Origin of the sequence: Proteus sp. ZN5, from assembly GCF_011046025.1 — a bacterium.
GTDB lineage: Bacteria > Pseudomonadota > Gammaproteobacteria > Enterobacterales > Enterobacteriaceae > Proteus.
In genome coordinates this window covers 2,900,127-2,924,775 of sequence record NZ_CP047639.1, presented here as the reverse complement: position 1 = coordinate 2,924,775, position 24,649 = coordinate 2,900,127, and the positions used below count along the sequence as shown (strand labels likewise).

26 protein-coding genes are annotated in these 24,649 nt (G+C 36.8%); 15 read left to right on the top strand and 11 right to left on the bottom strand.

Annotation, left to right across the window (positions count from 1 at the left end):
* Positions 1-21: 21 nt before the first annotated feature.
* Positions 22-1,701, bottom strand: a complete 1,680-nt coding sequence (locus GTK47_RS13465) for a YdgA family protein (RefSeq protein WP_165123991.1) — start codon at positions 1,699-1,701, stop codon at positions 22-24.
* A 580-nt stretch (positions 1,702-2,281) separates the two neighbouring features.
* Between GTK47_RS13465 and fumC the strand changes: the two genes are divergently transcribed.
* Positions 2,282-3,679, top strand: a complete 1,398-nt coding sequence (gene fumC / locus GTK47_RS13460) for a class II fumarate hydratase (RefSeq protein WP_100158199.1) — start codon at positions 2,282-2,284, stop codon at positions 3,677-3,679.
* A 75-nt stretch (positions 3,680-3,754) separates the two neighbouring features.
* Complete coding sequence (locus GTK47_RS13455; RefSeq protein ID WP_165123988.1) at positions 3,755-4,114, top strand: hypothetical protein; 360 nt, start codon at positions 3,755-3,757, stop codon at positions 4,112-4,114.
* 8 nt (positions 4,115-4,122) lie between these two features.
* Here the strand turns inward: GTK47_RS13455 and tus are convergent, their stop codons facing one another.
* Both tus and GTK47_RS13445 read right to left on the bottom strand, forming a co-directional pair.
* Positions 4,123-5,052 carry a DNA replication terminus site-binding protein gene (gene tus / locus GTK47_RS13450; RefSeq protein WP_165123985.1) on the bottom strand — a complete coding sequence of 310 codons (930 nt, stop codon included), beginning with the start codon at positions 5,050-5,052 and terminating at the stop codon, positions 4,123-4,125.
* Between the two features lie 447 nt (positions 5,053-5,499).
* Complete coding sequence (locus GTK47_RS13445; protein WP_165123982.1) at positions 5,500-6,783, bottom strand: MFS transporter; 1,284 nt, start codon at positions 6,781-6,783, stop codon at positions 5,500-5,502.
* A gap of 125 nt (positions 6,784-6,908) precedes the next feature.
* Between GTK47_RS13445 and GTK47_RS13440 the strand changes: the two genes are divergently transcribed.
* From GTK47_RS13440 to bioD, 3 genes are all read left to right on the top strand, one after another.
* Entirely contained in the window at positions 6,909-7,823 is a 915-nt protein-coding gene (locus GTK47_RS13440; protein ID WP_165123979.1) for a LysR family transcriptional regulator, read from the top strand.
* Positions 7,824-7,942: 119 nt separating this feature from the next.
* On the top strand, positions 7,943-9,163 hold the full coding sequence (locus tag GTK47_RS13435) for an ROK family transcriptional regulator (protein WP_206535858.1): 1,221 nt from the start codon (positions 7,943-7,945) through the stop codon (positions 9,161-9,163).
* 271 nt (positions 9,164-9,434) lie between these two features.
* Positions 9,435-10,106, top strand: a complete 672-nt coding sequence (gene bioD, locus GTK47_RS13430) for a dethiobiotin synthase (protein WP_075673816.1) — start codon at positions 9,435-9,437, stop codon at positions 10,104-10,106.
* Positions 10,107-10,397: 291 nt separating this feature from the next.
* Here bioD and GTK47_RS13425 read toward each other — a convergent pair whose 3' ends face one another.
* The 4 genes from GTK47_RS13425 to osmB form a co-directional block, all read right to left on the bottom strand.
* Positions 10,398-10,634: a DUF1161 domain-containing protein gene (locus GTK47_RS13425; RefSeq protein ID WP_088495661.1), complete on the bottom strand. Its 237-nt coding sequence runs from the start codon at positions 10,632-10,634 to the stop codon at positions 10,398-10,400.
* Between the two features lie 52 nt (positions 10,635-10,686).
* Positions 10,687-11,043 carry a DUF1283 family protein gene (locus GTK47_RS13420; protein ID WP_109395486.1) on the bottom strand — a complete coding sequence of 119 codons (357 nt, stop codon included), beginning with the start codon at positions 11,041-11,043 and terminating at the stop codon, positions 10,687-10,689.
* Positions 11,044-11,143: 100 nt separating this feature from the next.
* Entirely contained in the window at positions 11,144-11,893 is a 750-nt protein-coding gene (gene ydfG / locus GTK47_RS13415) for a bifunctional NADP-dependent 3-hydroxy acid dehydrogenase/3-hydroxypropionate dehydrogenase YdfG (RefSeq protein WP_088495659.1), read from the bottom strand.
* A gap of 531 nt (positions 11,894-12,424) precedes the next feature.
* On the bottom strand, positions 12,425-12,646 hold the full coding sequence (gene osmB, locus GTK47_RS13410; protein ID WP_088495657.1) for an osmotically-inducible lipoprotein OsmB: 222 nt from the start codon (positions 12,644-12,646) through the stop codon (positions 12,425-12,427).
* A gap of 229 nt (positions 12,647-12,875) precedes the next feature.
* Between osmB and tehA the strand changes: the two genes are divergently transcribed.
* Entirely contained in the window at positions 12,876-13,862 is a 987-nt protein-coding gene (tehA, locus tag GTK47_RS13405) for a dicarboxylate transporter/tellurite-resistance protein TehA (RefSeq protein ID WP_165123973.1), read from the top strand.
* Positions 13,863-13,896: 34 nt separating this feature from the next.
* Here the strand turns inward: tehA and GTK47_RS13400 are convergent, their stop codons facing one another.
* Positions 13,897-14,388, bottom strand: coding sequence for an AAA family ATPase (locus tag GTK47_RS13400; protein ID WP_241256030.1), 492 nt, complete (start codon positions 14,386-14,388; stop codon positions 13,897-13,899).
* A 76-nt stretch (positions 14,389-14,464) separates the two neighbouring features.
* Between GTK47_RS13400 and GTK47_RS13395 the strand changes: the two genes are divergently transcribed.
* The 3 genes from GTK47_RS13395 (at position 14,465) to GTK47_RS13385 (ending at position 15,691) form a co-directional block, all read left to right on the top strand.
* Positions 14,465-14,767 (top strand): hypothetical protein, encoded by a 303-nt coding sequence (locus tag GTK47_RS13395; protein WP_165123967.1) that lies wholly within the window; start codon positions 14,465-14,467, stop codon positions 14,765-14,767.
* A gap of 93 nt (positions 14,768-14,860) precedes the next feature.
* Positions 14,861-15,115, top strand: a complete 255-nt coding sequence (locus GTK47_RS13390; protein ID WP_241256029.1) for a hypothetical protein — start codon at positions 14,861-14,863, stop codon at positions 15,113-15,115.
* 138 nt (positions 15,116-15,253) lie between these two features.
* Positions 15,254-15,691: a hypothetical protein gene (locus GTK47_RS13385; RefSeq protein WP_165123964.1), complete on the top strand. Its 438-nt coding sequence runs from the start codon at positions 15,254-15,256 to the stop codon at positions 15,689-15,691.
* 87 nt (positions 15,692-15,778) lie between these two features.
* Here the strand turns inward: GTK47_RS13385 and GTK47_RS13380 are convergent, their stop codons facing one another.
* Both GTK47_RS13380 and dhaT read right to left on the bottom strand, forming a co-directional pair.
* Positions 15,779-16,216 carry a MarR family transcriptional regulator gene (locus GTK47_RS13380; RefSeq protein ID WP_165123961.1) on the bottom strand — a complete coding sequence of 146 codons (438 nt, stop codon included), beginning with the start codon at positions 16,214-16,216 and terminating at the stop codon, positions 15,779-15,781.
* 178 nt (positions 16,217-16,394) lie between these two features.
* Positions 16,395-17,558: a 1,3-propanediol dehydrogenase gene (dhaT, locus tag GTK47_RS13375; RefSeq protein ID WP_165123958.1), complete on the bottom strand. Its 1,164-nt coding sequence runs from the start codon at positions 17,556-17,558 to the stop codon at positions 16,395-16,397.
* A gap of 259 nt (positions 17,559-17,817) precedes the next feature.
* Here dhaT and GTK47_RS13370 point away from each other — a divergent pair, with 259 nt between their 5' ends.
* From GTK47_RS13370 to arsC, 5 genes are read left to right on the top strand one after another with little or no spacing between them, the layout of a single operon-like run.
* Positions 17,818-18,153: a metalloregulator ArsR/SmtB family transcription factor gene (locus GTK47_RS13370; protein WP_109402925.1), complete on the top strand. Its 336-nt coding sequence runs from the start codon at positions 17,818-17,820 to the stop codon at positions 18,151-18,153.
* Between the two features lie 46 nt (positions 18,154-18,199).
* On the top strand, positions 18,200-18,568 hold the full coding sequence (arsD, locus tag GTK47_RS13365) for an arsenite efflux transporter metallochaperone ArsD (RefSeq protein ID WP_165123955.1): 369 nt from the start codon (positions 18,200-18,202) through the stop codon (positions 18,566-18,568).
* 12 nt (positions 18,569-18,580) lie between these two features.
* A complete protein-coding gene (gene arsA, locus GTK47_RS13360; protein ID WP_165123952.1) occupies positions 18,581-20,332 on the top strand; it encodes an arsenical pump-driving ATPase in 1,752 nt (583 codons plus the stop codon).
* A 50-nt stretch (positions 20,333-20,382) separates the two neighbouring features.
* A complete protein-coding gene (locus tag GTK47_RS13355; protein WP_165123949.1) occupies positions 20,383-21,672 on the top strand; it encodes an arsenic transporter in 1,290 nt (429 codons plus the stop codon).
* Positions 21,673-21,682: 10 nt separating this feature from the next.
* Entirely contained in the window at positions 21,683-22,108 is a 426-nt protein-coding gene (gene arsC / locus GTK47_RS13350; protein ID WP_165123946.1) for a glutaredoxin-dependent arsenate reductase, read from the top strand.
* Positions 22,109-22,272: 164 nt separating this feature from the next.
* Here the strand turns inward: arsC and GTK47_RS13345 are convergent, their stop codons facing one another.
* A complete protein-coding gene (locus GTK47_RS13345) occupies positions 22,273-23,394 on the bottom strand; it encodes a cupin domain-containing protein (protein WP_165123943.1) in 1,122 nt (373 codons plus the stop codon).
* Positions 23,395-23,790: 396 nt separating this feature from the next.
* Here GTK47_RS13345 and GTK47_RS13340 point away from each other — a divergent pair, with 396 nt between their 5' ends.
* Positions 23,791-24,276, top strand: coding sequence for a hypothetical protein (locus GTK47_RS13340; protein ID WP_165123940.1), 486 nt, complete (start codon positions 23,791-23,793; stop codon positions 24,274-24,276).
* Positions 24,277-24,649: the final 373 nt, after the last annotated feature.

Below are 24,649 nucleotides of genomic sequence, written 5' to 3'. Positions count from 1 at the left end.
AATAGAAATTTAATTGTGAGCTTATTCTGGTTGTTGCTCAGGAATTAAGATTTCTTGTTCTTCGATGATAGCAGGATCTTCAGTCATCTCTTCTTGATAACCTTCTTCTGAATAATCAGAATCATCGTAATCGTAAGATGATGCACCCATACCGAATAACATAGCCGCTAAACCTAACATTTGAGGAGCTTGAGTGACATCCATAAACTCATCAAAAGTATAGGTTTTACCATTCATGGTAAATTTATCAGCAGCATAGTTTAGTTTCATGCTTAATGCTTTACCGTCTTGTGCAAGTAACATCAGTGGTAATGCATCTTTCTCATCTTGAGAGATTTGATTGATATTTTGTTGTAACTCAGTTTTTAACTGCTCAACGTCAGCAGCCGTTGCTACTTCGATCTCTTTTTTCTCTGCATCGGTTAATGCGGTTTCTTGGTAACGAGCCGCGTCAAGATATTGAGTGGTATTACGGAATTCAGCTAACATTGGAAGAGATAAATCAACATTGAAATCAATGTTTTTAAACAGATAGTTAAATAACTCTGCTGGTGATTTCTCTTGGTTTTCTAAAACTTTAACGTTAAAAGCATTTAAATCTAAGTTAAAGGCTAACTTACTTGCACCGCTTTTATTGGTTAAAGAAGCTTCATCGATACGGAAAACTAAGCCTTTCTCCAGAACATCACGAACGGCTTGTTCAACCATTTCTGAATTATCAAAATGGTTTTTATTCCATGGTAACAATGAGTTGTTATAAACTTTGGTTAATAACAACATTGCATCAGGATCAGCTTTATCAATCGAATAGCCGAATTTACCTGCACCAAATTCGAGACCCCCAACATTCAGTGACTTAAAGTAATAAGTTTGAGAGATATTAAAGAGCTTATCTTTGATATCACTTTTTGTTGTAAGAGAAAAATCTTTCAGTGAGAAATCTGATGCTTTGTCTTTGCTGGTATGCGCAATTTCAGCAAAACTTAATAACTGTTCATTAAATAGGTATTGATCGTTATTAACTTTTGTACCTACAACGGAACCAGAAATATTTTTGATTGTGAAGCTTTCTTCACCATCTTTAGTCACAACAACTTGATCACCTTTAATTTTGGTTGAGAAGTTTGTTGCATTTTTATCTGATGAGAACTCAACAGTTAATGGTGTTGTTTTAACTGTGCCACCATTTTCAGCAAAATCGATAGGATTTAATGTTGCATCACCAGATACAGAGCCATCGAAAGCTAAAGAGGTGTGAACGTTAAAAATAGATTTTTCTTTAGTTAGCTTAAATAAATCTTTTGTTGTGTTGTTATTAACCAACGTATTATTCATTGCTGCTAATTTTGGTGCCAAATTAAATTTAGCCAGATCAGAAAGAGGGAATGGACCGTGGTCAATATCAGTAGAGAAGACAACTTCTTCTACTTTTTTCTCTTGGTCTGCATCACTAGCATCTTGTGAAATCACGACAGCAAAGTCTGCATTAGAGGTGAAAACCCCTTTCTTATAGTCACGAATTTCAAGTTTAACATCAGCACCAAACTGTGCATTTTTAGCAAGTTGCGCCAATTGGACATTAGCTAGTTTCGTTTCTTCCTGTAAGCGACTTTCAATTTTGCTGCCCATGTACCACGAGGCACCAGTCCAAACAACACCTAGTGCGACGATAACACCAACAGCGACAAGCGATTTCTTCATAATTCTAGTCCATCCTCTGTGTACATCTGGCGATGTACGTTATAAAGGCTGTTTTGTAACCCTTAAACAACCCGATAAATTGGTGATAAATTTTACTAAATTTAAATATAGATAATCCACATATATACATCGCTATCTATATTAACTGTAAATATAGATTTAGTGGAATAAAATCGCAATCAGAACTTACTTAGTTAATCGCTAACATAATGAGTTTAAAGCAAAATGAATATGATTTATAAGATAATTCAAATAACCATTAAAACACGCTTTTTTTACTCTTTTTTAGATTTAGACAATATTTAATTGTGATGTGATTCTATTTATGATGAATAATAAAGGCTCATAATAAGTGTGGATATAAATATGAAAGCTTAAATAATAACATTGGCAACAAAATAAGATTGCCAACCGTATTTTCCCAAAAAAATCAACAGATTTCATTCTGTTATAAATTTCATAAGCTCGCTTTAGCTCTCATATTTATTATTCTGTTTATGGCATGATACTGGTATCCGAGTTATTTACTAGAAAGTGATTCGGAATTAATCAATTATTCTGTGTACTTAAGGAGATTGAAATGGCAGCCACTCGCATTGAAAAAGACTCAATGGGACAAATCGAAGTACCAGCTGACCAGTTATGGGGAGCTCAAACGCAGCGTTCTCTTGAACACTTCCGTATTTCAGTTGAAAAAATGCCTGTTGCACTTATCCATGCGCTTGCTATCACAAAGAAAGCAGCCGCTGGTGTTAATATGGATTTAGGCTTATTACCAAAAGAGCGCGCTGATGCAATTATCGCAGCTGCAGATGAAGTGCTTGCAGGTAAACACCCAACTGAATTCCCATTAGCAATCTGGCAGACCGGTTCTGGCACTCAATCAAACATGAATATGAATGAAGTGTTGGCTAACCGTGGTAGTGAGATACTTGGTGGTATCCGTGGCATGGAACGTAAAATCCATCCGAACGATGATGTTAACAAAAGTCAGAGTTCAAATGATGTGTTCCCAACTGCCATGCATGTCGCTGCTGTTATTGCATTACGTCAGGATTTACTGCCAGAATTAAAATCACTGCTGAAAGTATTCAAAGAGAAAGCAGAAGCTTTCCATGATATCGTTAAAATTGGTCGTACTCACCTGCAAGATGCGACACCACTGACATTAGGTCAAGAAATCTCCGGTTGGGCTGCTATGCTTGAGCACAGCATCAAACATATCGATGATTCTGTTCCCCATGTTTGTGAATTAGCGCTAGGTGGTACAGCTGTGGGTACGGGGTTAAATACCCATCCAGAATATGCAGTTCGTGTTGCTAAGCGTATCGCTGAGTTGTCAGGTCAGCCTTTTGTAACGGCTCCTAATAAATTTGAAGCATTAGCAACTTGTGATGCATTAGTTCATTCACATGGTGCATTAAAAGGTTTAGCTTCTTCATTAATGAAGATTGCTAACGATGTGCGTTGGTTAGCTTCTGGTCCTCGTTGTGGTATTGGCGAAATCGCTATCCCAGAAAACGAACCAGGTAGTTCAATCATGCCAGGTAAAGTTAACCCAACACAATGTGAAGCATTAACGATGTTATGTGCTCAAGTAATGGGTAACGATGTTGCTATTAATATTGGTGGTGCATCAGGTAACTTTGAGCTGAACGTTTATCGTCCAATGATCATCGATAACTTCTTACAATCAGTTCGTTTACTGGCTGATGGTATGCGTAGTTTCAATGAGCATTGTGCAATTGGTATTGAACCAAACCGTGAGCGTATCAATAAACTACTGCATGAATCATTAATGCTAGTTACTGCGTTAAATACTCATATCGGTTACGATAAAGCCGCTGAAATTGCGAAAAAAGCGCATAAAGAAGGCTTAACGTTAAAAGAATCTGCACTAAAACTGAACTACCTGACATCGGAAGAATTTGATAGCTGGGTACGTCCAGAAGATATGGTTGGCAGCATGAAAAAATAAGTGTATCTAACACTTATTTAGCCGATATTAAATCCCGCTATAATGGCGGGATTTTTAGATCTGATAGGAAAAATAATGACTGAAGAAATTACGTTTACTGCGACAGAAATTAATTGTTATGTCGAAGATGATGTCACCATTATAGGAATAGGGGATGATGCTGTTTCTCCTGATCATTTCATTATTCTTTCAAGATTTGATGAAGAAGATGAGGATATCAATAATTCGATTGGTTTAATGACCCATTTATCTGATGTCGAAGCCATTAATAAGCTCGAAAAAATTACGTTTGATCGAAAAAATATTATCTTTGCATTAAAAAACAATGTGGTGATAACAATTCATTTAGATATTGAAGACAATCACTTTGTTCAGCTTAATGATTATCTTCTCCTAATCCTTCAAGGAAGCTCAATTAAACTTATTGAAAAATAAGATATTATTTATTTCTCAAGATACAAATGCATTCTTGGAATAATTAATTGTAGCTTTTTAGCTTTAGGGCGATGGCGAATTTGAATATTATCGGCATCATAATCAGGAAGTTCGCCAATAACAGGTTTAAAGTCGCTCTCTTTATCAATATAGAAAGCTAATAAAGGCAAGGGACATGCATATTGCACTTGCTTTTGATGTTCTGAATACCAAACACGAGCAATAGGTTGCACTTTAACAGGACGCTTTATTTTTAGTTTTGCATTTTCAGGTAATTGTGAAAGGGTAATGATCTCTTTATCAATACGCTCAGCCCATTGTTCACTAGTATAAGGTGGCACAGCGCGATTGGCTTCGCGACTTTTTTCTAATTGAGCCAAAACATCATTACGCGTTAAATTCTTAATAATATTCTTATTCGCCCAACCAAAACGTACAGTATCCGGATCAGACAAAAGGGTGAGGGTACGATAAGCATTCAGCGTAATTAAACCTTTTAACTGATTATGGACAAAATCAAAACGTTCTTCCTTCGATATGCCAGACTCTTTAGTGACAATATCTGAAAGTTGTTTTTTTAATAAATTAATTTTCTCAACATATTCTTTTACAGATTTAAAAGTTTGATTATCTGTACTAAAACAGAGTACGCCGGGTAAACGAATAGCACGTTTACTACTGATGTGTGGAGCATTGTCATAAATAAAGAGATTCGCTATTAGCTTTAAAGTGAGATCTCTAGCTTCTTCATTATAACGGGGTGACACTGTAACGCGAACAACCTCATCATGTTCTTCTTCTTTGCTCACTTCAGGTAATTCAAATACGGCTGATGGCAATAAGGTTAGATTTTTCAACACATCAGTTAGCGTTTTAATCTCAGTTTCTAATTGCTGAAAACAGAGATTGAATTGCTCAATTAAATCATATCGATTCATTTTAATATCCTTATTTAGTTACAACATACAACTAGCTTTTATTTAAAACAATACATTAGCTTCAGTGCAAAGTACATCGCTTCACAGCAATAAATGCCAAAAACACGGTATACTGTTTATTTATACAGTATACCGTGAAAAGGGCATATTGGGATGATGTTTTTCCTAAAAAGGGATTATCTGATAGTTTTTGAATCAAAATTGGTTTGTTTTTCATTCGATTGTATTAGCGAACCATAAATAACATCACAATCTGGCTTTGTTGGTGGGCAGTTTTCTGTAAACGCACTCGTAAGAGATGTAAAAAAGAGAAACAGCAGAGTAATAGATAATTTTATGATGGGCATAATTGTTGTTCCTTCTTAAAGAATAAGTCTATACCTTAAGAAAGGAGTGCAAAATCGACAACATTAAACCGTGTTAATCTGCTTTTGCACTTTATCAATTTTACTGAGCAACTTTGTTTAAGTGTAATGCGATTAATAAGGCAGTTAACATTAAAAGGGCAATAAATAATCCTACACCAAGCCAACCGAAACTCACCCAGAATAATCCACCCACTGTACCTGCAAGGCTAGAGCCAGCATAATAAGTAAAAAGATAAAGTGAAGAGGCTTGGGCGCGTCCTCGTTTAGCGCGACGACCAACCCAACTACTTGCAACAGCATGTGCAGCAAAGAAACCTGTTGTTAAGATAAGCATCCCAATAAAAATAACGGGAAGTGATTCAATCAAGGTAATCAATATACCGATTAACATCATTGAAATCCCAGCAATAAAGACTTTGCCTAATCCATATTTAGTCGTTAATAAACCCGCTTTAGATGCGCTATAAGTACCACTTAAATAGACTATAGAAATCAAACCAACAGTCGTTTGACTTAATGAATAGGGTGCATCTAGTAAACGATAACCGATATAGTTAAATAAGGTGACAAACCCGCCCATTAATAAACCACCTTCAATAAATAATAAAGGCAGTCCTTTATCTCTAAAATGTAATTTAGTGGTAATAAGAAGATTACGAGGCTTTAATGCTGTTGGTCTAAAGTGCTGTGAAGCTGGTAATATCTTCCAGAAAGTAATCGCAGCAAAAAGGGCAAAAATACCGAGAATAACAACGGATAAGCGCCAAGAATAATAATCACTTAATACCCCTGTAATAACGCGTCCGCTCATTCCTCCAATAGAGTTCCCACTAATATATAAACCCATTGATAACGCAAGATAAGCAGGATGAATCTCTTCACTTAAATACGTCATTGCTACTGCAGCTACACCGCTTAATGAAAGTCCCACTAAAGCACGTGTAATTAAAATACCCGCCCAGCTATTCATAGTTGCACTTAATAATGTAAAAAATGCAGCACAAAACAGCGCGATAACCATGACATTTTTACGACCAAAGGCGTCTGACAGTGGGCCTGTGATTAATAATCCACATGCCATTAAAGCGGTTGAAAGTGAGAGCGCTAGACTACTGGTTGCAGGGCTGACAGAAAACTCGTTAGATAACACCGGTAATATGGGTTGCACAAAATAGAGTAAGGCAAATGTCGCTAAACCGACCATAAAAAATGACACTGTCACTTTTATATACAGTGCATCATCACGCTGAATATAGTGTTTAGGGTTAGATTGGCGATGAGCAGGCTTTTCTATACTTGATGTATTGTCTGAAATATCAGTGCCTAAGCTCATACTTTTACTGTCTATTTCGTGAGTATCCATATTGATTAAACTTCCGTTACTTAAATTTGATTTATGTCAATGTTAGAAATATTTGATTTTTTTGTCTAATATATTAATCATTAGAAATAAGACTTTTAAAGTATCAATCACGATATGAGAGAAATATGAATATTGAACTTAGGCATTTACGTTACTTTATTGCTGTGGCAGAAGAGCTTCACTTTGGTAAAGCCGCAGAAAGATTAAGTATTTCTCAACCTCCTTTAAGCCAACAAATACAAGCGCTTGAAGGTGAAATAGGTGCTAGGTTATTAGAACGAACTAACCGTTCTGTTTCGTTAACACCCGCAGGACAAATGTTTTTAAAAGAGTCGTATCAAATTATGGCACAGGTCAACGCAGCCGCAACACGTGCCGCTAGAATGGAAAAAGGTGAGTTAGGTGAAATTTCAATTGGTTTTACTTCAACGACACCTTTTATGCATTTAGTCACTTTGAGTTTACGACAGTTTAGAGAGAACTATCCTGAAGTCGGTATTCATATGCATCAAATGAATACAAAACAACAGATATCGCCGTTACTGACAGGACGTATTGATCTGGGGATCATGAGAAACACGACGTTACCCGAAAATTTGCACCACCAGCTATTGTTTCGTGAGCCTTTTATTTTAGCTGTTTATGAAGGACATCCTTTGCTTGCTTATAAAGAGACTGGCGTCAATATTCAAGATATCGGGCAATATCCTTTTGTTTTCTTTGAAAGAGATGTTGGTACGGCACTTTATGATGAGATTATTCAACTGCTTAGCTTGTCAGGAATTACGCCAACTATCGCACAAGAAGCGGGCGAAGCCATGACGATTTTAGGGCTAGTTGCAGCTGGGCTTGGTATTTCTATTGTGACAAAATCATTTACTCGAATGAAAGTCGATGGTGTGCATTATCTACACTTTGCGAATTCTCAAGCGTTCTCTGAAGTTTGGTTAGTCTCTCATAATAAGCGAGCCATTCCAGCGGCGGCGAATCGATTAACGCAATTACTATTAAAAAATATATTAGATCACCAAAAATCTTGATTTATCTGTGTTTTTGATCACGCTTTTTATGTAAGTATTGTACAATTATCACAAATTGACGACATAATCGGTAATGAATTATTTGGAGCCTCGAATTAATTATGGCTCCTTAATTAAGGATGCATTCAATGGGGAACCAACCTAGCCACATCGATCACGTAAAACAATTTAATCTTGGCACAGTCTTTCGCTTGATTGATGAACATGGTCCCATTTCTCGTATTTCACTGTCAAAAAAGGCAGAGCTTGCGCCAGCAAGTATTACTAAGATCACACGAGAATTAGTTGAAGCACACCTTATTCATGAAACAGAGTTCCCAGATGTGGGATTTCGTGGCAGACCTGCGGTCGGATTAAAATTAGAAAGCCAAGGCTGGCAATTTCTTTGTATCCGTGTCAATAAAGGTAGCTTGCTTTTTAGTTTAAGAGAATTAGATAGCAAGTTGGTTACTGAGGATACATTCGATTTCCCCAAAGAATATAGCGATGATTTTCTTAATCACTTTTTAGTAGCAATTGATAAATTTTTCGAACGTTATCAATCTCGTGTTGAAAGATTGACGGCAATTAGCATTACAATGAATGCCATTGTTGATCCCATTAGTGGCGTTATTTATAGCTCACCTTATTATGATATTAAAGACATTCCACTTGCCGATAAAATTCATGATAAAACAGGTGTTTCTGTATTTTTACAACATAGCGTAACGGCATGGACAATGGCCGAATCGTTATATGGTGCGGCAAAAAACAATTCAGACGTTCTGCAAATCGTTATTGATGATATTGTTGGTGCTGGGGTGATAAGCAATAGAAAAACATTACACTCTAACAGTCATAGCGCCGTTGAAATTGGACATACTAAAGTTATCGACTCTCAAAATAGCTGTTATTGCGGGGCAAAAGGGTGTTTAGAAACAGAAATTGCTATTCCTCAATTAATTAAGAAAGCTCAATTATTAGCTCAAGAAGATCCGACTTCGTTGCTGAACAAATATCCTATTACTGTAGAAACATTGTGTGATGCGATATTAGTTGGCGATAAAATCGCGCTTGAAATTGTTAATTTAGTCGCTCAGCGATTAGGTTTTATTTTAGCTGTGATGATTAATACCTTTAATCCGCAAAAAATATTAATTGGTTCACCGCTTTGTCGAGCCAAATCCATTCTTTTTCCTTTGATCTTGAACCAAGTTCAACATTATGTCATGCCACGTTATGCACAGTCTTTAATTATCGAAGAAACAGAGTTAAGAAACAAAGGAACATTGCCAGCGGCTTCGCTCGTAAAAGAAGCACTCTATAATGGCTCATTGTTAATTGAATTGATGCAAGGCTAGATCAAGAGACTTTAACCTTGCTTAAAATGATTTTAATGCGAATAAAATTGGACTATTAAAGGTCAACTGCTGCTAAATTAAGTGAAAAAATCGTAACAAAAGTGTTTTGCGAGCGTAAATGTGGCAATTGATCATTAACAAATTCTCTATTTTCGACCAATTAACTAAAAAATTGAGCTATCTCAAGCCACCAGAAACAGTGTTACCCTAAACTCTAATCTCTGTCATTTTTTATGAACCTGATTTATCTGTCATAACGGAAGTAAATTATATGTTAACACGCTTTTTTGTTACGGGGACAGATACCAACGTGGGTAAAACTGTTGTAACCCGAGCACTTCTTCAGTCATTAAATCGTGGCGGGTCAACGGCAGTGGGTTACAAGCCTATTGCAACAGAATTACATGAAACGGCTGATGGTGAACGTAATCGTGACGCTATGATTATTCATAATTCATCGCCAGTTGAAGTTCGCTACGACGAAATTAATCCTATTTTGCTTGATAATTGTTATGTTAGCGAAAATGAAATTGATTTTAATAAGATTTCAAATGAGCTCGACAGTTTAAGTAAAAAAGCAGAGTGTGTTGTTATCGAAGGTAATGGCGGTTGGCGTTATCTGCTTGATGATAATACCTTTTATTCTGATTGGGTGGTAAAAGAACAAATTCCAGTTGTTTTGGTTGTCGGTATTCAACCAGGCTGTGTTAATCACTCGATATTAACAGCACAATCTATTATCAACGATGGTGTAAAATTAGTAGGTTGGGTTGCGAACAGAATAAATCCAGGATTACCTTATTACGCGAAAATTGTGGAAAGGCTGTCTCAGCATATTCCTGCACCGCTGATTGGTGAAATCCCGTATTTGTTACGTCCTGAAGAACGTGATCTCTCTTGTTACCTCGATTTAAGTCAGTTGGAAATCGCTGTACCTGCTTAAGAGAGAATATAAATAAGTAACGAAGTGGATTGCTATCTGTTTTCAAACGATACCAAACTTGTTACTTTTAAACGCCTGATGAGTAAATTCATTGGGTGTTTTTGTTTTTTCTGATTTTGCCTCAAGTATTACTAATGATAAAAATAGCACACAAAATTGAAGCTAAATAAGATAAAACGAATCAGATAAAATGCAGATAAATCAGATAAGTAGGCATTGATAAACAGAAGCAAAGAAAAAGGGCACTCATATTGCGCCCTTTTTTAATCACTAGATTTTATCAACTATAGATTAATGACGAGTATAGATGATTTTCTTGCTATCATTTTCGCAAGTTCCGACAACTTTACCATCTGCTTGTGCAACTTGGTCGTTTTCAACGACAGTTAAAGTAAAGTTAGCGGCTGGCACACCATTATTAACGATTTTTTGTTGAATAGACTCAACGACTTCATCACATCCCGCATTCGCGGCTAAAGGTGCAAACGCAACCAGAGTGGCCATTACTGCAAATACATATTTTTTCATATCATTCTCTCCTTGTTTATGGAGTAAAACATCACTGTTTTACACGACTTTCTTACGGGTTAACAGGGCGGCCAGTATTACTGTCTAAACAACGACGCGTTTCAGGCTCCCAATATGCATAGACATTCGCGCTTTTCAGACAAGCATCTCGCTCATCAATGGCTTTATCTATTTTATTAAATTCGATTTTTTCTCGCTGATTAACTTGGGTACGAAGCTCGCGCTTTTGATCCCAGTCTTCTTTCATTTGTCGAGCTTGTTCTTTATCTAAGACATTGTCATAGCCATCGCCATTAATGGTTACATTAGTTGAAGCGGCAACAGAAGAAAAAGAAGACACGGATAAACCAAGAAATAAGGAGAACACCATGGTTCTGATGACTTGTTTCTTAGTTAATGTGTTTATCATGGTTGCTATCCTCTAAAGTTATGTAGCTATTGCTCTCAATGACTATTATATCTTAATAATTATAGTTGATGCCTTAATAAAAAATGAGTTTTCAGTGCGTTTAGTTTTGACGATGAACACTTAACCCTGCAAATGACTGACTCACTGGCATCATTTCTAACGTATTGATATTCACATGAGCAGGTAATGTCGCTGTCCAATATACCGCTTCGGCCACATCTTCAGGCGTTAATGCATTTGCATTGGCATAAGTTTGCTCAACTTTATCACTATCACCTTTAAAACGAACTAATGAAAACTCTGTACCACCAACAAGGCCTGGTTCAATATCGGTCACACGAACTTTTTTACCCTGAAGGTCGGCACGCAATCCTAAACTAAATTGTTTAACAAACGCTTTAGTGGCGCCATAAACATTACCGCCCATATAAGGCCAAGAGGCAGCTGTTGAGCTGATATTAATAACATGACCTTTATTTCTTTCGACCATAAAAGGAAGAATAGCGCGGGTGACATGAACTAGACCTTTATTATTTGTTTCGATCATCGTATCCCAGTCATCAAGGTTAGCCTTATCGGCAGTATTTAAGCCTAAGGCTAAGCCTGCATTATTGACTAACACATCAATTTCACGCCACTTCTCCGGTAATTGAGTGTAAATCTCACTGACTGCTTTTTTATCTGTAACATCTAACTGTAATGGATAAAATTGCTCACCCAGCTCTTTATGTAAGTTATTAAGTTTATCCAAACGACGAGCAGTACCAATAACTTTGTGTCCGTGGCTGATAAAGTGACGAGCAATGGCTTCACCAAAACCAGCGGAAGCACCCGTGATAAAAATAATCATGTAATTACCCTCGATAGTTATAATAATTGAAAGTAAAAGGCTATCACTAAAAAGAGTCAAGTTTAAAAATCGGCTTTGTGATAAATCAGGCTAAAAACAAGATGCTTTTCCTATATGAAAGATTTTTATCTTTAATAGTAACCTGTATTTTTGTTTTTAACTGATAGAACAAGAGGTGGTTATTTAGTCGACTTTTTTATTAAAAATAAGGAAAACAAAGATTATGCTTGATATCACGGTAAAACAAATAAACTCAGTAAGAACATAGTGATAATAATAATGATGCTACCAATTACAGCAATCGCTAGTGTGGGTGATAAAAGAAAACAGAAGTAACACAAAATAAAGGTCACTACGATATGGACTAAATCGCTAAACGACTTATATAAAACCACGATGGTTTTTTTTAATTGAGAGAGAAACGATTTTACCATGTCACACCAAAATAAATGCAGATTATCTTATTGCGACTTGCTGCTAGACTAAGTCAAAAAAATATAAACTTAGTCTAGCAGAATAAGAAAAGAACGGTTATTTTTTACCAACTTGATGGCCAATAACGCCACCTAAGACACCGCCACCAATGGTGCCCAATGCGCTACCATCAGTTAAAATAGCGCCACCGATAGCACCTGCACCGGCACCAATTGCTGTATTGCGGTCGCGTTTTGTCATGCTAGAACAGCCCGCAAGTGAAAAAAGCAGAACAGAAGCGACACACATTGTTCCAATCTTTTTTAACGTGATATTCATTTTTATAAACTCCGATATAAAGGACAATATAAAAATAAACCTATCGTATTTATACTAGGATCGGAATATTCGGGAACAATGGGGAGAAAACTCTTAAAATGAGTGAATACTCATAACATATATTTTAAATGCATTTAATCAAAATAAATTTTATTATCTATATTATTATTTGATGCTCAGAAGAAAAGCATCAATGTATTATGTCATTTATATGAGTTAACGTAACAATATGATATTGATAAATAAATTAAAAACACTCTCTTCACAATTCGCATCGGGTTATTTTGGTGTTGTATTAGGGATGATTGGTACGGGAATGGCATGGCGCTATGCAGCAAAAGAGCACAACTATCCGTCTTATATTGGTGAAATATTTATTGGTGTAGGTTGCTTGGTTTGGTTAACGCTTACGCTATTTTTACTGAGCAAATGGTTATTTCATCGACAAGCTATTCTTGATGAAATTAAACATCCTGTTGCCAGTGGGTTTACTAGTTTATTCCCCGCAACGACAGTCTTAGTCTCTATAGGATTAAGCCCATATTTACCTTTATTTTCTCTGATACTATTTAGCATTGGAGCGATTGCTCAACTTGGGTATTCCAGTTGGTTGATTGGTTATCAGTGGAAAGGGGAATACCCCAAAATGGCGACGACACCGGTCTTATATTTACCCACAGTTGCGAATAATTTCATTTGTACCATGGCGTGTGGTGCATTAGGTTTTAATGATCTGGGTATTTTATTTTTTGGTGCCGGTGTATTTTCTTGGTTAAGTTTAGAACCCGCGATTTTAAAAAGGATACGTAGTGAAGGATTAATGGATGAAAAATCACGACTATCATTTGGCATTCAATTAGCACCCGCTTTAGTTGCGTGTAGCGCTTATTTGGCTATCAATGACAATCACATCGATTTCTTCGCTAAAATGTTATTAGGCTATGGTCTTTTACAACTTTTATTTATGGTGAGATTAATTCCTTGGTTTGTTAAACAGCCTTTTTCATTACCTTTTTGGAGTTTCTCTTTCGGTGTATCTGCATTGGCAAAAGCTTCATTAAATATGAGTATGACATCTAATAGTCATTTTATGCAGTTACTCTCAACAGCACTATTTATCTTCGCAAATTTAATTATCTTATTGCTAGCTTGGCATTCATTATTATGGTTTTTTAGAGGACTAAAACAGTTATGTTGTCCATCTAAAGCACTTTAATAAACATAGAAAAAAGGGAGCTTAAACAAAATGTTTAGGCTCTTTTTTTTCTATGTTTATTACATATATCCACACACAAGGTAATATCGTTAATAACAATCACTTTTGAAGATAATTCAAGGTGGTTATTAAAAAAGGTATCTAAACGTTTATCATATTGCTTTGAAAAACGAAGAAGTTCCCACGTATTCACTAACGTTTCTTTAGGTAATTGGTGCTTAATTCTATTAATAAATAAACGCTTTATTAAGTAATTAACACGTTTCCAATAAGGAATGTCTATTCTAAAAATAACAGTACAGTCATTAAGAAATGGTAATAAACGTTTGTCGTAAGCACCTTCAACGATCCATTTATCTGTTTTTTTAATAGCATTTACTTGAGATGTTATAAAATCCTCACTATTTTTCTGGAATTCATCTCCAGTCATATCCCAATAAATGGCATCAAACGGATATACAGGTAAAGACAACACCGTTGCGAGTTGCTTAGATAATGTTGTTTTTCCTGCTCCAGAAGGGCCCATAATGCAAATTTTCATTTCTTTTTCAATAAGTTGCTTTAAGATAAGAATAGTATAAAGGGAAACAGAGCTAATAACGATGAAAAGAAAGTTAATTAAAAGAAATAAACGCTGGCTGATGGAAAAATATCACCTTTCACAACAACTATTTGCACCATTATCGGTTATTTTAAAAGAGGCTAAATTAGAGTCACAAGCAAATCGATATTACCGCTTATGGCGAAGAGGTTTAATTAAAGAAGATTGGAGTCACGCCATTTTTGATACTGGTGTTGTAACGGTGCCTCAACGGAGATTTGATGGGCGCGTTATTTATCACGAGCGAGTTTTTAACAAAGAATTAGTGCCATTAGAATACCAAGATCAATGGAAAGCATCTTGAAATCTACAAAGTCAGCTAGAGTCAGAATAAAGCTAATTTATTACAAACTATTAATGGCTTAGAAAAGGGTGAAAAGGTAGGTTTAGGTTAAATATGAATAAAATAAAACAGCAATGCCACCAGCAACAGCAAGCACTCCTTAATGATTTACAAAAGGGTATTGCTTTAAATCGAGATTTATTGGTATTAAGGGAGTTACTTTTATCCTATAAATACAATGGAATGACTCAAGATGTAATGCGAGATTGTTTAAATCAATTACAAGCCATCGAAAATGAAGACACTATTTTAGAATTACTCGATTTTGTCGAAGGTTTTTGTTCCTTAGATTGGAAAATCTATTCCTGAAAACTAAAAATATCTGTAGTATTTCTTTTCTTCTTGCTTACCTCATATCATCTGTTTTATCTAAAACAAATCATTTATTTCAATGTGATACAAACCAGTGTGTCAGATCCTTCATCTATTTATCATTGGAGAGAAAAATTGAGCCGTAAGCTCAATCAAGAAGGATTAGCGAGAGAAGTTTTATCCACTCAAAAACAATCCCCTACTGCGTGGCCAATCTGGTTTCTTAATAATAATGAATATGAAAAACCACTGTTTTATTTTTTTAGCGATCCATCAGTTGCCATGTTGGGAACACTGCAAACAGAGACTAATCGTAAAGGTATTTTTATTAATAGTGCAGATGTACAAGTCGCACTTTTGCCTAAAGGTGTACAAGCTTGGTTTCCTTTAGTTTTAACAGGAGTGGACAGTTGGCTTCCTTATGATCTGGCGAATATTCAAGAAGTTGAGGCGATTATTGAACATGCTATTCAAACCCTTTATGTTGAGGGGAAACAGCAATTGGTAACGACTCACAAATCAAAGGGGAAACTTATTACCCACAAGCAGAGTGGATTACTTTATGTGCATTAAAATTACTGGTAGATGATCACAAAATTCCTGCTTCCACCCTCGAAGATGCATTAAATATTCTGAATTTTGATAAGGCTGAATAATTTTTTATTCTCTAACTTTATCGGAAGCCGCATTTAGTGCTTGTGCGAAACGTGCGATTTCATCTTCGCTAAATTGGCTAATAAAGTAGTCTTTAATAACGCCTTGATAGATGGTCCACATCTCTTTTCTTAATGCTTTACCTTTTTCGGTGATGGTTGCAAATGCTGCACGGCGATCATCATCAGAACGTGTGCGTATAACTAGTTGTTCTTTTTCTAGCCTATCGATCATTCGCGTCAAATTATAACGCTCAATAACGACGACATCAGCAAGCTCATGCATACGTCGGGTGCCATCGACACCACTTTCTAAACCCCAAAGAATATCATACCACGCATAAACAGGTAACTTTGCTTCGGCCAGTTTGGCTTCAATTTTTCTAATAATAAGCTTATGGGCCTTAACAAAAGAAAACCAGAGATCAGGTTGTTTGTTGTTCATCTTATTGTTTTTCCAATTAAAGGAAGTAAAAAAATAGTCGCTAGTCTATTTCTTATTATAATAAATGATAAAACATAATATGCAATTTATGGTTATATATTAGAGGGTTAAATTTTCTGATTAATAGAAAAGATAAAACCGCCAGCAAAAACATAGCTGACGGATATTTTCGAGGGATTTAGAATGCTTGACGGAAAATTTCAATAATCTCTTTTTCATTACCTTTACGAGGATTAGAGAATGCATTACCGTCTTTAAGTGCCATTTCTGCCATATAAGGGAAATCGGCTTCTTTCACGCCCAATTCACTTAAATGTTGTGGAATACCAATATCCGCAGATAGACGAGCGATAGCTGCAATAGCGCGTTCCGCCGCATCCATCACTGATAACCCTGTGATATTTTCACCCATAAATTCAGCAATATCTGCAAATTTTTCTGGGTTAGCAATCAGGTTATAACGCAGTACATGTGGTAATAGCACCGCATTAGCGACGCCATGTGGCATATCGTATAAACCACCTAATTGGTGAGCCATTGCATGAACGTAACCAAGGTTAGCGTTATTAAATGCCATTCCGGCTAAAAGTGAAGCATAAGCCATATTTTCACGGGCTTTGAGGTTTGTCCCCAAGGCAACGGCTTGACGCAAGTTACGAGAAATTAAACGGATTGCTTGGATCGCTGAAGCATCAGTGACGGGGTTTGCATCTTTAGAAATATAAGCTTCTACTGCGTGAGTTAATGCATCCATACCGGTTGCGGCAGTCAGTCCAGCGGGTTTGCCGATCATTAACAGTGGGTCGTTAATAGAAACAGAAGGGAGGTTACGCCAGCTCACAATAACAAATTTAACTTTAGTTTTGGTATTGGTCAGAACACAGTGGCGAGTGACTTCACTGGCAGTACCTGCAGTTGTATTCACTGCAATAATTGGTGGAAGTGGATTTGTTAGTGTTTCAATACCTGCATAATTGTAAAGATCACCTTCATGAGTGGCTGCAATACCAATGCCTTTACCGCAGTCATGTGGGCTACCGCCTCCCACTGTAATTATCATGTCGCATTGTTCTTTGCGGAACATTGCAAGACCTTCAAGCACATTAGTGTCTTTTGGGTTTGGTTCAGTGCCATCAAATATGGCAACATCAATACCCGCTTCTTTTAGATAACCAATAGTTTTATCTACGGCGCCATCTTTTATTGCTCGTAGACCTTTATCCGTTACCAGCAGGGCTTTTTTACCACCCAATAATTTGCAGCGTTCGCCAACAACAGAGATAGCACCTGGGCCAAAAAAGTTAACATTCGGTACCAAGTAATCAAACATACGATAGCTCATGATAAACCTTCCAATATCAGATTATTATTTAGATAAATTAAAGTATTAGTGCATTTTCACCTCATTGGTTATTAAGTCAAGGAGGTAACTAATCAATAAGGTGAATCGATTCGTTTAACTTTGGTTCATTTGATATAAGTCAACATGATGTACTCCTTTAAGGGGGGGAGGTTAAGTAAAAACAACGATTAAAACATATTCGATTTGACAGATGTGTTTTTCAGGTGTACGTTGGAGCTTATCAAAGAAAGGAGCAAATATGGAACCGTTGCAATTATTTAAGGTATTAAGTGATCAAACAAGGCTAGATATTGTGTTGCTACTAAAAGCATCTGGCGAGTTGTGTGTTTGTGACATCTATACTGCCCTAAATTTATCCCAACCAAAAACGTCTCGCCACCTAGCTATGTTGCGGGAAAGCGGGCTATTACTTGATTCTAAGCATGGGAAATGGGTTCACTATCGTTTGTCTCCGACATTATTACCTTGGGTGAAAAATATTATTGAAGTCACCTATGAGACAGAGAAAAATAAAATAGCAGGTTTGCTTCAATCTATTGAAAAGAAAGAAACGGTTATCTGCTGTTCTGAATAAATTTTTTAATTAAACATATATGAAAAAACAGATATGAGGTGTCGATATGAAAAAGCTAGAAGTCTTTGATCCCGCATTATGTTGTAGCACTGGTGTGTGTGGCACCGATATCGATCAAGCATTAGTTGATTTTGCAACCGATGTTGATTGGTTAAAAAAGCAAGGAGCCAATATTCGACGTTTTAATTTAGGGCAAGAGCCTATGGAGTTTGTTAATAATTCAAAAGCAAAAGCCTTTCTTGAAACCGCAGGTGCAGGATCATTACCTCTTATTTTATTTAATGGTGAAGTTGTCTTAACAGGGCGCTACCCAAAACGTAATGAATTAGCTAGATGGTTTGGTATTAATTATACAAATGACAATAAACCCACTATCAAAAGCCATTGTTGTGGAAACAATGACGGTTGTTGCTAAAGGAGAGAGACTGTGAAATTTCTAGAAAACACACCAAATTATCTTTTTTTTACTGGAAAAGGTGGTGTAGGTAAGACATCTATTTCGTGTGCAACAGCCATAAAATTAGCAGGGGAAGGAAAAAAAGTCTTATTAGTCAGTACAGATCCTGCTTCAAATGTTGGACAGGTATTTTCACAAAATATTGGTAATAGCATTAAACAAATTACGCTAGTACCCAATCTTTCAGCTATAGAAATAGACCCGCAAGCTGCTGCAGAAGAGTATCGAAATAAAATTATTACGCCAATTAAAGGCAGTTTACCTGAAGCGGTTATTCAAAGTATTACAGAGCAATTATCAGGCGCTTGTACCACGGAAATAGCTGCATTTGATGAATTTACAGGGCTGCTAACAAATAAAGAGATTACGGATAAATTCGATCACATCATCTTTGATACTGCACCAACTGGCCACACAATTAGGTTATTACAATTGCCTGGAGCTTGGAATGATTTTATTAGTGATAACCCTGATGGCGCGTCTTGCCTTGGTCCTATGTCTGGGCTGGAAAAACAATGTGAGCAATATAGTATGGCTGTCGATGCACTTAGTAACAAACAGCTCACGCGTTTAATACTCGTTGCTCGACCTCAATCAGCCGCTCTTCGAGAAGTTGCTCGTACCTATAATGAACTTTCCAATCTTGGTATAAAAAATCAACAATTAATCATTAATGGTATTTTTCCTAAATCAGCTATTTCTAACGATGATAAATTGTCTAAAGCCCTTTATTTAAGAGAACAAACCGCAATACAAAAGATGCCTGAGGTTCTTCGTACATTACCAACCGATATGCTTATGCTTCGTGTACGTAATATGGTGGGTATTGAAGCATTAAATCAGCTTTTATCTAATAAAGAGCAAGTGTTATCGACAACTGAACAGTTAGAGAGTGATTTAACATTGCCCACATTGTCATCATTAGTAAACGAAATTGCTGTACAAAAACAGGGTTTGGTTATGCTGATGGGCAAGGGAGGGGTAGGAAAAACAACAATAGCGGCAGCTATTGCGGTTAAGCTAGCAGAATCAGGCGCCGACGTTCATTTAACCACGTCAGATCCGGCGGCTCATCTAGAAAATACATTAAATGGGGATTTGCCAAATTTACAAATCAGCCGCATAGATCCCGTTGTAGAAACAGAGCGTTACCGCAATTATGTATTAGAAACAAAAGGTAAAGATCTTGATGCACAAGGGCGTGCACTGTTAGAGGAAGATTTACGATCACCATGTACTGAAGAAATTGCAGTATTCCAAGCTTTTTCTCGAATAATTCGAGAGGCGGGAAAACGATTTGTCATTATGGACACTGCACCTACTGGTCATACATTACTTTTATTGGATGCGACAGGGGCTTATCACAAAGAAATTGCTAAAAAAATGGGGGAAAAAGGGCATTTCCTCACACCAATGATGCAATTACAAGATCCAAAACGTACAAAAGTGATTATCACTACACTCGCTGAAACAACCCCTGTTCTTGAGGCTGAGAACTTACAGAATGATTTGATAAGAGCAGATATTCATCCATGGGCTTGGATCATTAATAACAGTTTATCTGCGACAAAAACAACGTCCCCACTGTTACTTTCTCGAGCTGAACAGGAAATACCTCAGATTAAAAAAGTCACCACTTCATTGGCAAAACGAGTAGCGATTGTTCCATTACAAGAACATGAACCTATTGGTGTTGATGCATTGAGTAAACTGGCTGATTAATTTTATTTTCTGGTAGAAGGCTCTCAATGAGCCTTCTAAAAGAGGTTTTTATGTTTATTGCAGTATTAATATTTGTTCTAACAATTACTTTTGTTATTTGGCAGCCTAAAGGATTAGGGATCGGTTGGAGTGCAACAATAGGAGCATTAATCGCACTATTACTCGGTGTCATTAATCTCCAAGATATTCCTGTGGTTTGGAATATTGTCTGGAATGCAACCGCGACATTTGTTGCTGTTATTATCATTAGCCTTATTCTTGATGAAAGTGGCTTCTTTGAATGGGCTGCGCTTCATGTCGCAAAATGGGGCGGTGGAAAAGGTCGTCTTTTATTTAGCTATATTATCCTACTAGGGGCATCTGTTGCGGCACTTTTTGCCAATGATGGTGCTGCACTTATTTTAACGCCTATTGTGATCGCAATGTTGTTAGCGCTTGGGTTTAGTAAAGGTACAACATTAGCTTTTGTTATGGCAGCAGGATTTATTGCAGATACAGCAAGCTTACCTTTAATTGTTTCAAATTTAGTCAATATCGTTTCTGCTGATTTCTTTAATATCGGGTTTACAGAATATGCTTCAGTGATGATCCCCGTTGATATTGCCGCTATTATCGCGACATTAATTATGTTGCATTGGTTTTTCCGTAAAGATATTCCTCAGCAATATGACATCTCTAAATTAGCGGTACCTGCGACAGTAATTAAAGATGCAAAAACATTTAAAGCAGGTTGGTTGGTATTACTTCTTTTATTATTTGGCTTTTTTATATTGGAACCTTTGGGAATTCCAATTAGTGCCATTGCTGCGGTTGGTGCCGTAATTCTGTGGTTTATCGCAGCACAAGGAAAGACGATAAATACTCGAAAGGTTTTACGAGGAGCACCTTGGCAAATCGTGATTTTTTCCCTTGGCATGTACCTTGTTGTTTATGGATTACGTAATGCAGGTTTGACTCAATATCTGTCAGAAATTCTCGATTTTCTATCAAGCAAAGGTGTATGGGTTGCAACTTTAGGAACGGGATATATCACCGCATTTCTATCATCAATTATGAACAATATGCCAACAGTTCTTGTTGGTGCCTTATCCATTGAAGGCAGTAATGCTACGGGGTTAATTAAAGAGGCAATGATTTATGCCAATGTAATTGGTGCAGATTTAGGCCCCAAAATTACGCCAATAGGAAGTTTAGCGACATTATTGTGGTTACATGTTTTGTCGCAAAAAAATATGACCATTACATGGGGATATTATTTTAAAACGGGCATTGTTATGACCATCCCAGTGCTAACAGTAACATTGGTTGCATTAGCACTTAGACTGACATTAATGAATTAGTGGTGACAATATGAATCACATTGTAATTTATCACAATCCCCATTGTGGTACTTCACGAAATACGCTTGAAATGATACGCAACAGTGGCGTAGAGCCTGAAATTATCCTTTATCTTGATACGCCACCCTCTAAGCATGTTTTAGAGAAACTCATCACTGATATGGGGATTTCAGTTAGGGCATTATTACGAAAGAATGTTGAACCCTATGAAAAACTAGAACTTGATAATATTAATGCGACTGATGAGCAACTTATTGATTATATGCTGCAATATCCAATATTAATCAATAGACCTATTGTTGTGACACCATTGGGAACGCGATTATGTCGACCATCTGAAGTTGTTTTAGATATTTTACCAGAAAAGCAAAAAGGGGCTTTTTCAAAAGAAGATGGGCAAAATGTTGTCGATGAAAAAGGAAATAGGCTGATATAAAAGAGTCTATTAATTCTATTTTTACTGTAATAAAAACCTCGTTAAGGCGAGGTTTTCTTTGTTGTAATTACGTCAACATCATCTGATTTGAGAAAGAAGAAGGGCATAAACGATAAAATAAAACACCCGCGAGCAGGTGTTTTATCATATTCCGTAGATAAGGCTTATTCTTCGAAGTACCAATACCCTTGATTGATAAATTCAGTTAATTCTGCAACAAAGGCTGGATCCATCAATGCTTCACCAAGTTCATCTGCTCCAACTTCCGTAAATTGGCACAGTACATTTGCACCCTTCGTTTCTTTGGTAGCCCAAGCTTCTGTATTTACAAAGAAATTATCTTCGATACGTAGGACTCGCAGTCCGCTCAATCGGATCAGTTTTTCACCATCGTTCAGTGCACTCAATACTTCTTCAGGTTGATATGGCGGTTCTGCGGGGGCGATATCCAGTTCATGGCGCGGCGTAGTTGCAAAACGACCTAACCATTGTTCAAAATCACCGGGCTTGTTGATCATTTCAATCATCATGGCACGCAGACGTTCAACTTCGTGAGTTTCCATTCTTCCTGCGTTGTCGCGTACAGTCAGGTTAGGATCGCCATAATTTATTCCGCCTAGATCTTGTTCCAGTGCGTAATCAGCAAAGCTGCTTAGCAAGTCACGGCCATTAGGTCCGCGAAAGCCAACAGAATAGTTCATGGTATCTTCAAAGGTGAAACCATCATGAGGGAATCCCGGTGGAATATACAGAATATCTCCCGGTGCCATTTCCACATCAATAATAGGCTCAAACGGATCAACATGCAGTAATGCAGGATGCGGGCAGAATTGACGCATTGGCAGGGCATCACCTACACGCCAGCGACGACGTCCCATTCCTTGAATGATAAAAACATCATAGTTATCAATATGTGGTCCGACACCACCTCCGGGTACTGAATAGGAGATCATCAGGTCATCAAGACGCCACTCAGGCAATACACGGAAAGGTTTTACCAGTTCAGCTGCTGGCATATGCCAATGATTAACAGCTTGTACCAGTAGTGACCATCCTTCTTCGCCTAATTCGCTGAAGTCTTCAAACGGGCCGTGACTCGCCTGCCATTTGTTGTCAGTTAAGCTGACAAGGCGGCTGTCGATTTCCGGTTCCATTGCCAGACCTGCCAGCTCATCGGGAGTGATAGGATCGACAAAATTAGGAAATGCATTTTTCAGTACAACAGGTTTTTTTTGCCAGTATTTTTCTAAAAATTCAGGCCAGTTAAGATTCAGTTTATTAACCATGTGACCACATCTGTATCAATGAATAAGCTGGTAATTATAGAAGTAATGCACTGCAATATTTTTGTTTGGCGTCAAATGCCAGTCAATAACACGAATAGGAATAATATCTACGATGGGAGTTTGATATGGGAAAGGGGAATTGGGAGGATTGGGTAGGGGATTTTACTTTTCTCGCAGAGGTTTTAGTGCTTATCTATTTTCAATATTCAGAGAAAGCCCTTATAAAAACAAGTAGATATAACCATTTGATTTAATTTAATTAAAATAAGGCTTGTTATTTTTAATTCTGTGATTTTCTTCCTTTTCTTATTTATTATAAAGTTAATAGAGTCTAGTTTATTTCTTATTAACTCTTGCCATATTTAATCGATATTCCTACGGAGCGCTAGTCATATTATGTCTTTATACTTAGAAGAAAAAATAGAACTAATTGAAAATTACATTAAAGATCCATCAAATAATGACTTCTATGACACATTTTCAAATCGTTACGACATTATTATGGTCGTTGATTGGAGAGAGATGGATGAAGACATCATTAGCTATTGTGAAAAAATAATAAATACAAAAAGCTTATCTGTAGAATTAGATGATTGTGATAATAAACAAGGATTTGCTTTAACGATTTATTATAAAGATAAATCGCTGATTGTACCTTACCAAGGTGATGGCGCTGATCGTGATACCACATTATTAGCGTTAAATGAGATTTTACAGCCTGATTATGAGATCCGTTTTTGTGTTGAATCTAACGGCAGCGATACACTTGTTTTTATGCCATTACCCAAATTACTTTGGCAACAACTAGAAGATAAATATCCAGATCAAGTGGCTAAACTATTTGAAAAATTCACATCAAGCTCTGAGTTTTTTGGTTGTTGATATTAAAGTAAAGAAATAGAACTAATAAAAGGGTTCTGAGCGATTGCGGTAGAATGGTTTTGGGGTTTACCGCAATCGGGAAGGTTCCTCTTTATACATAGAGTGCATTGTGCGAATCTTTTTTACGGAAGTCGTGATATCCAAAAAGATTTTATTAAAACCCTTAGTGAAGTGGTATCTGAAGAAAAAGCAGAAAACCTATATTCAAGACCTAGAAAAAGCATTGGCGAATAACCCTTAAGTTAAGAATGAATCAACATAATCAATCAGCCTAAAACAGAGATTTAAGTGCCTATCTGTATTTAGATACCAAGGTTCGCATAAAATGTGCCTACGTTATGTTACAAAAGGGTTCTGTGCCATTCCGGTAGAA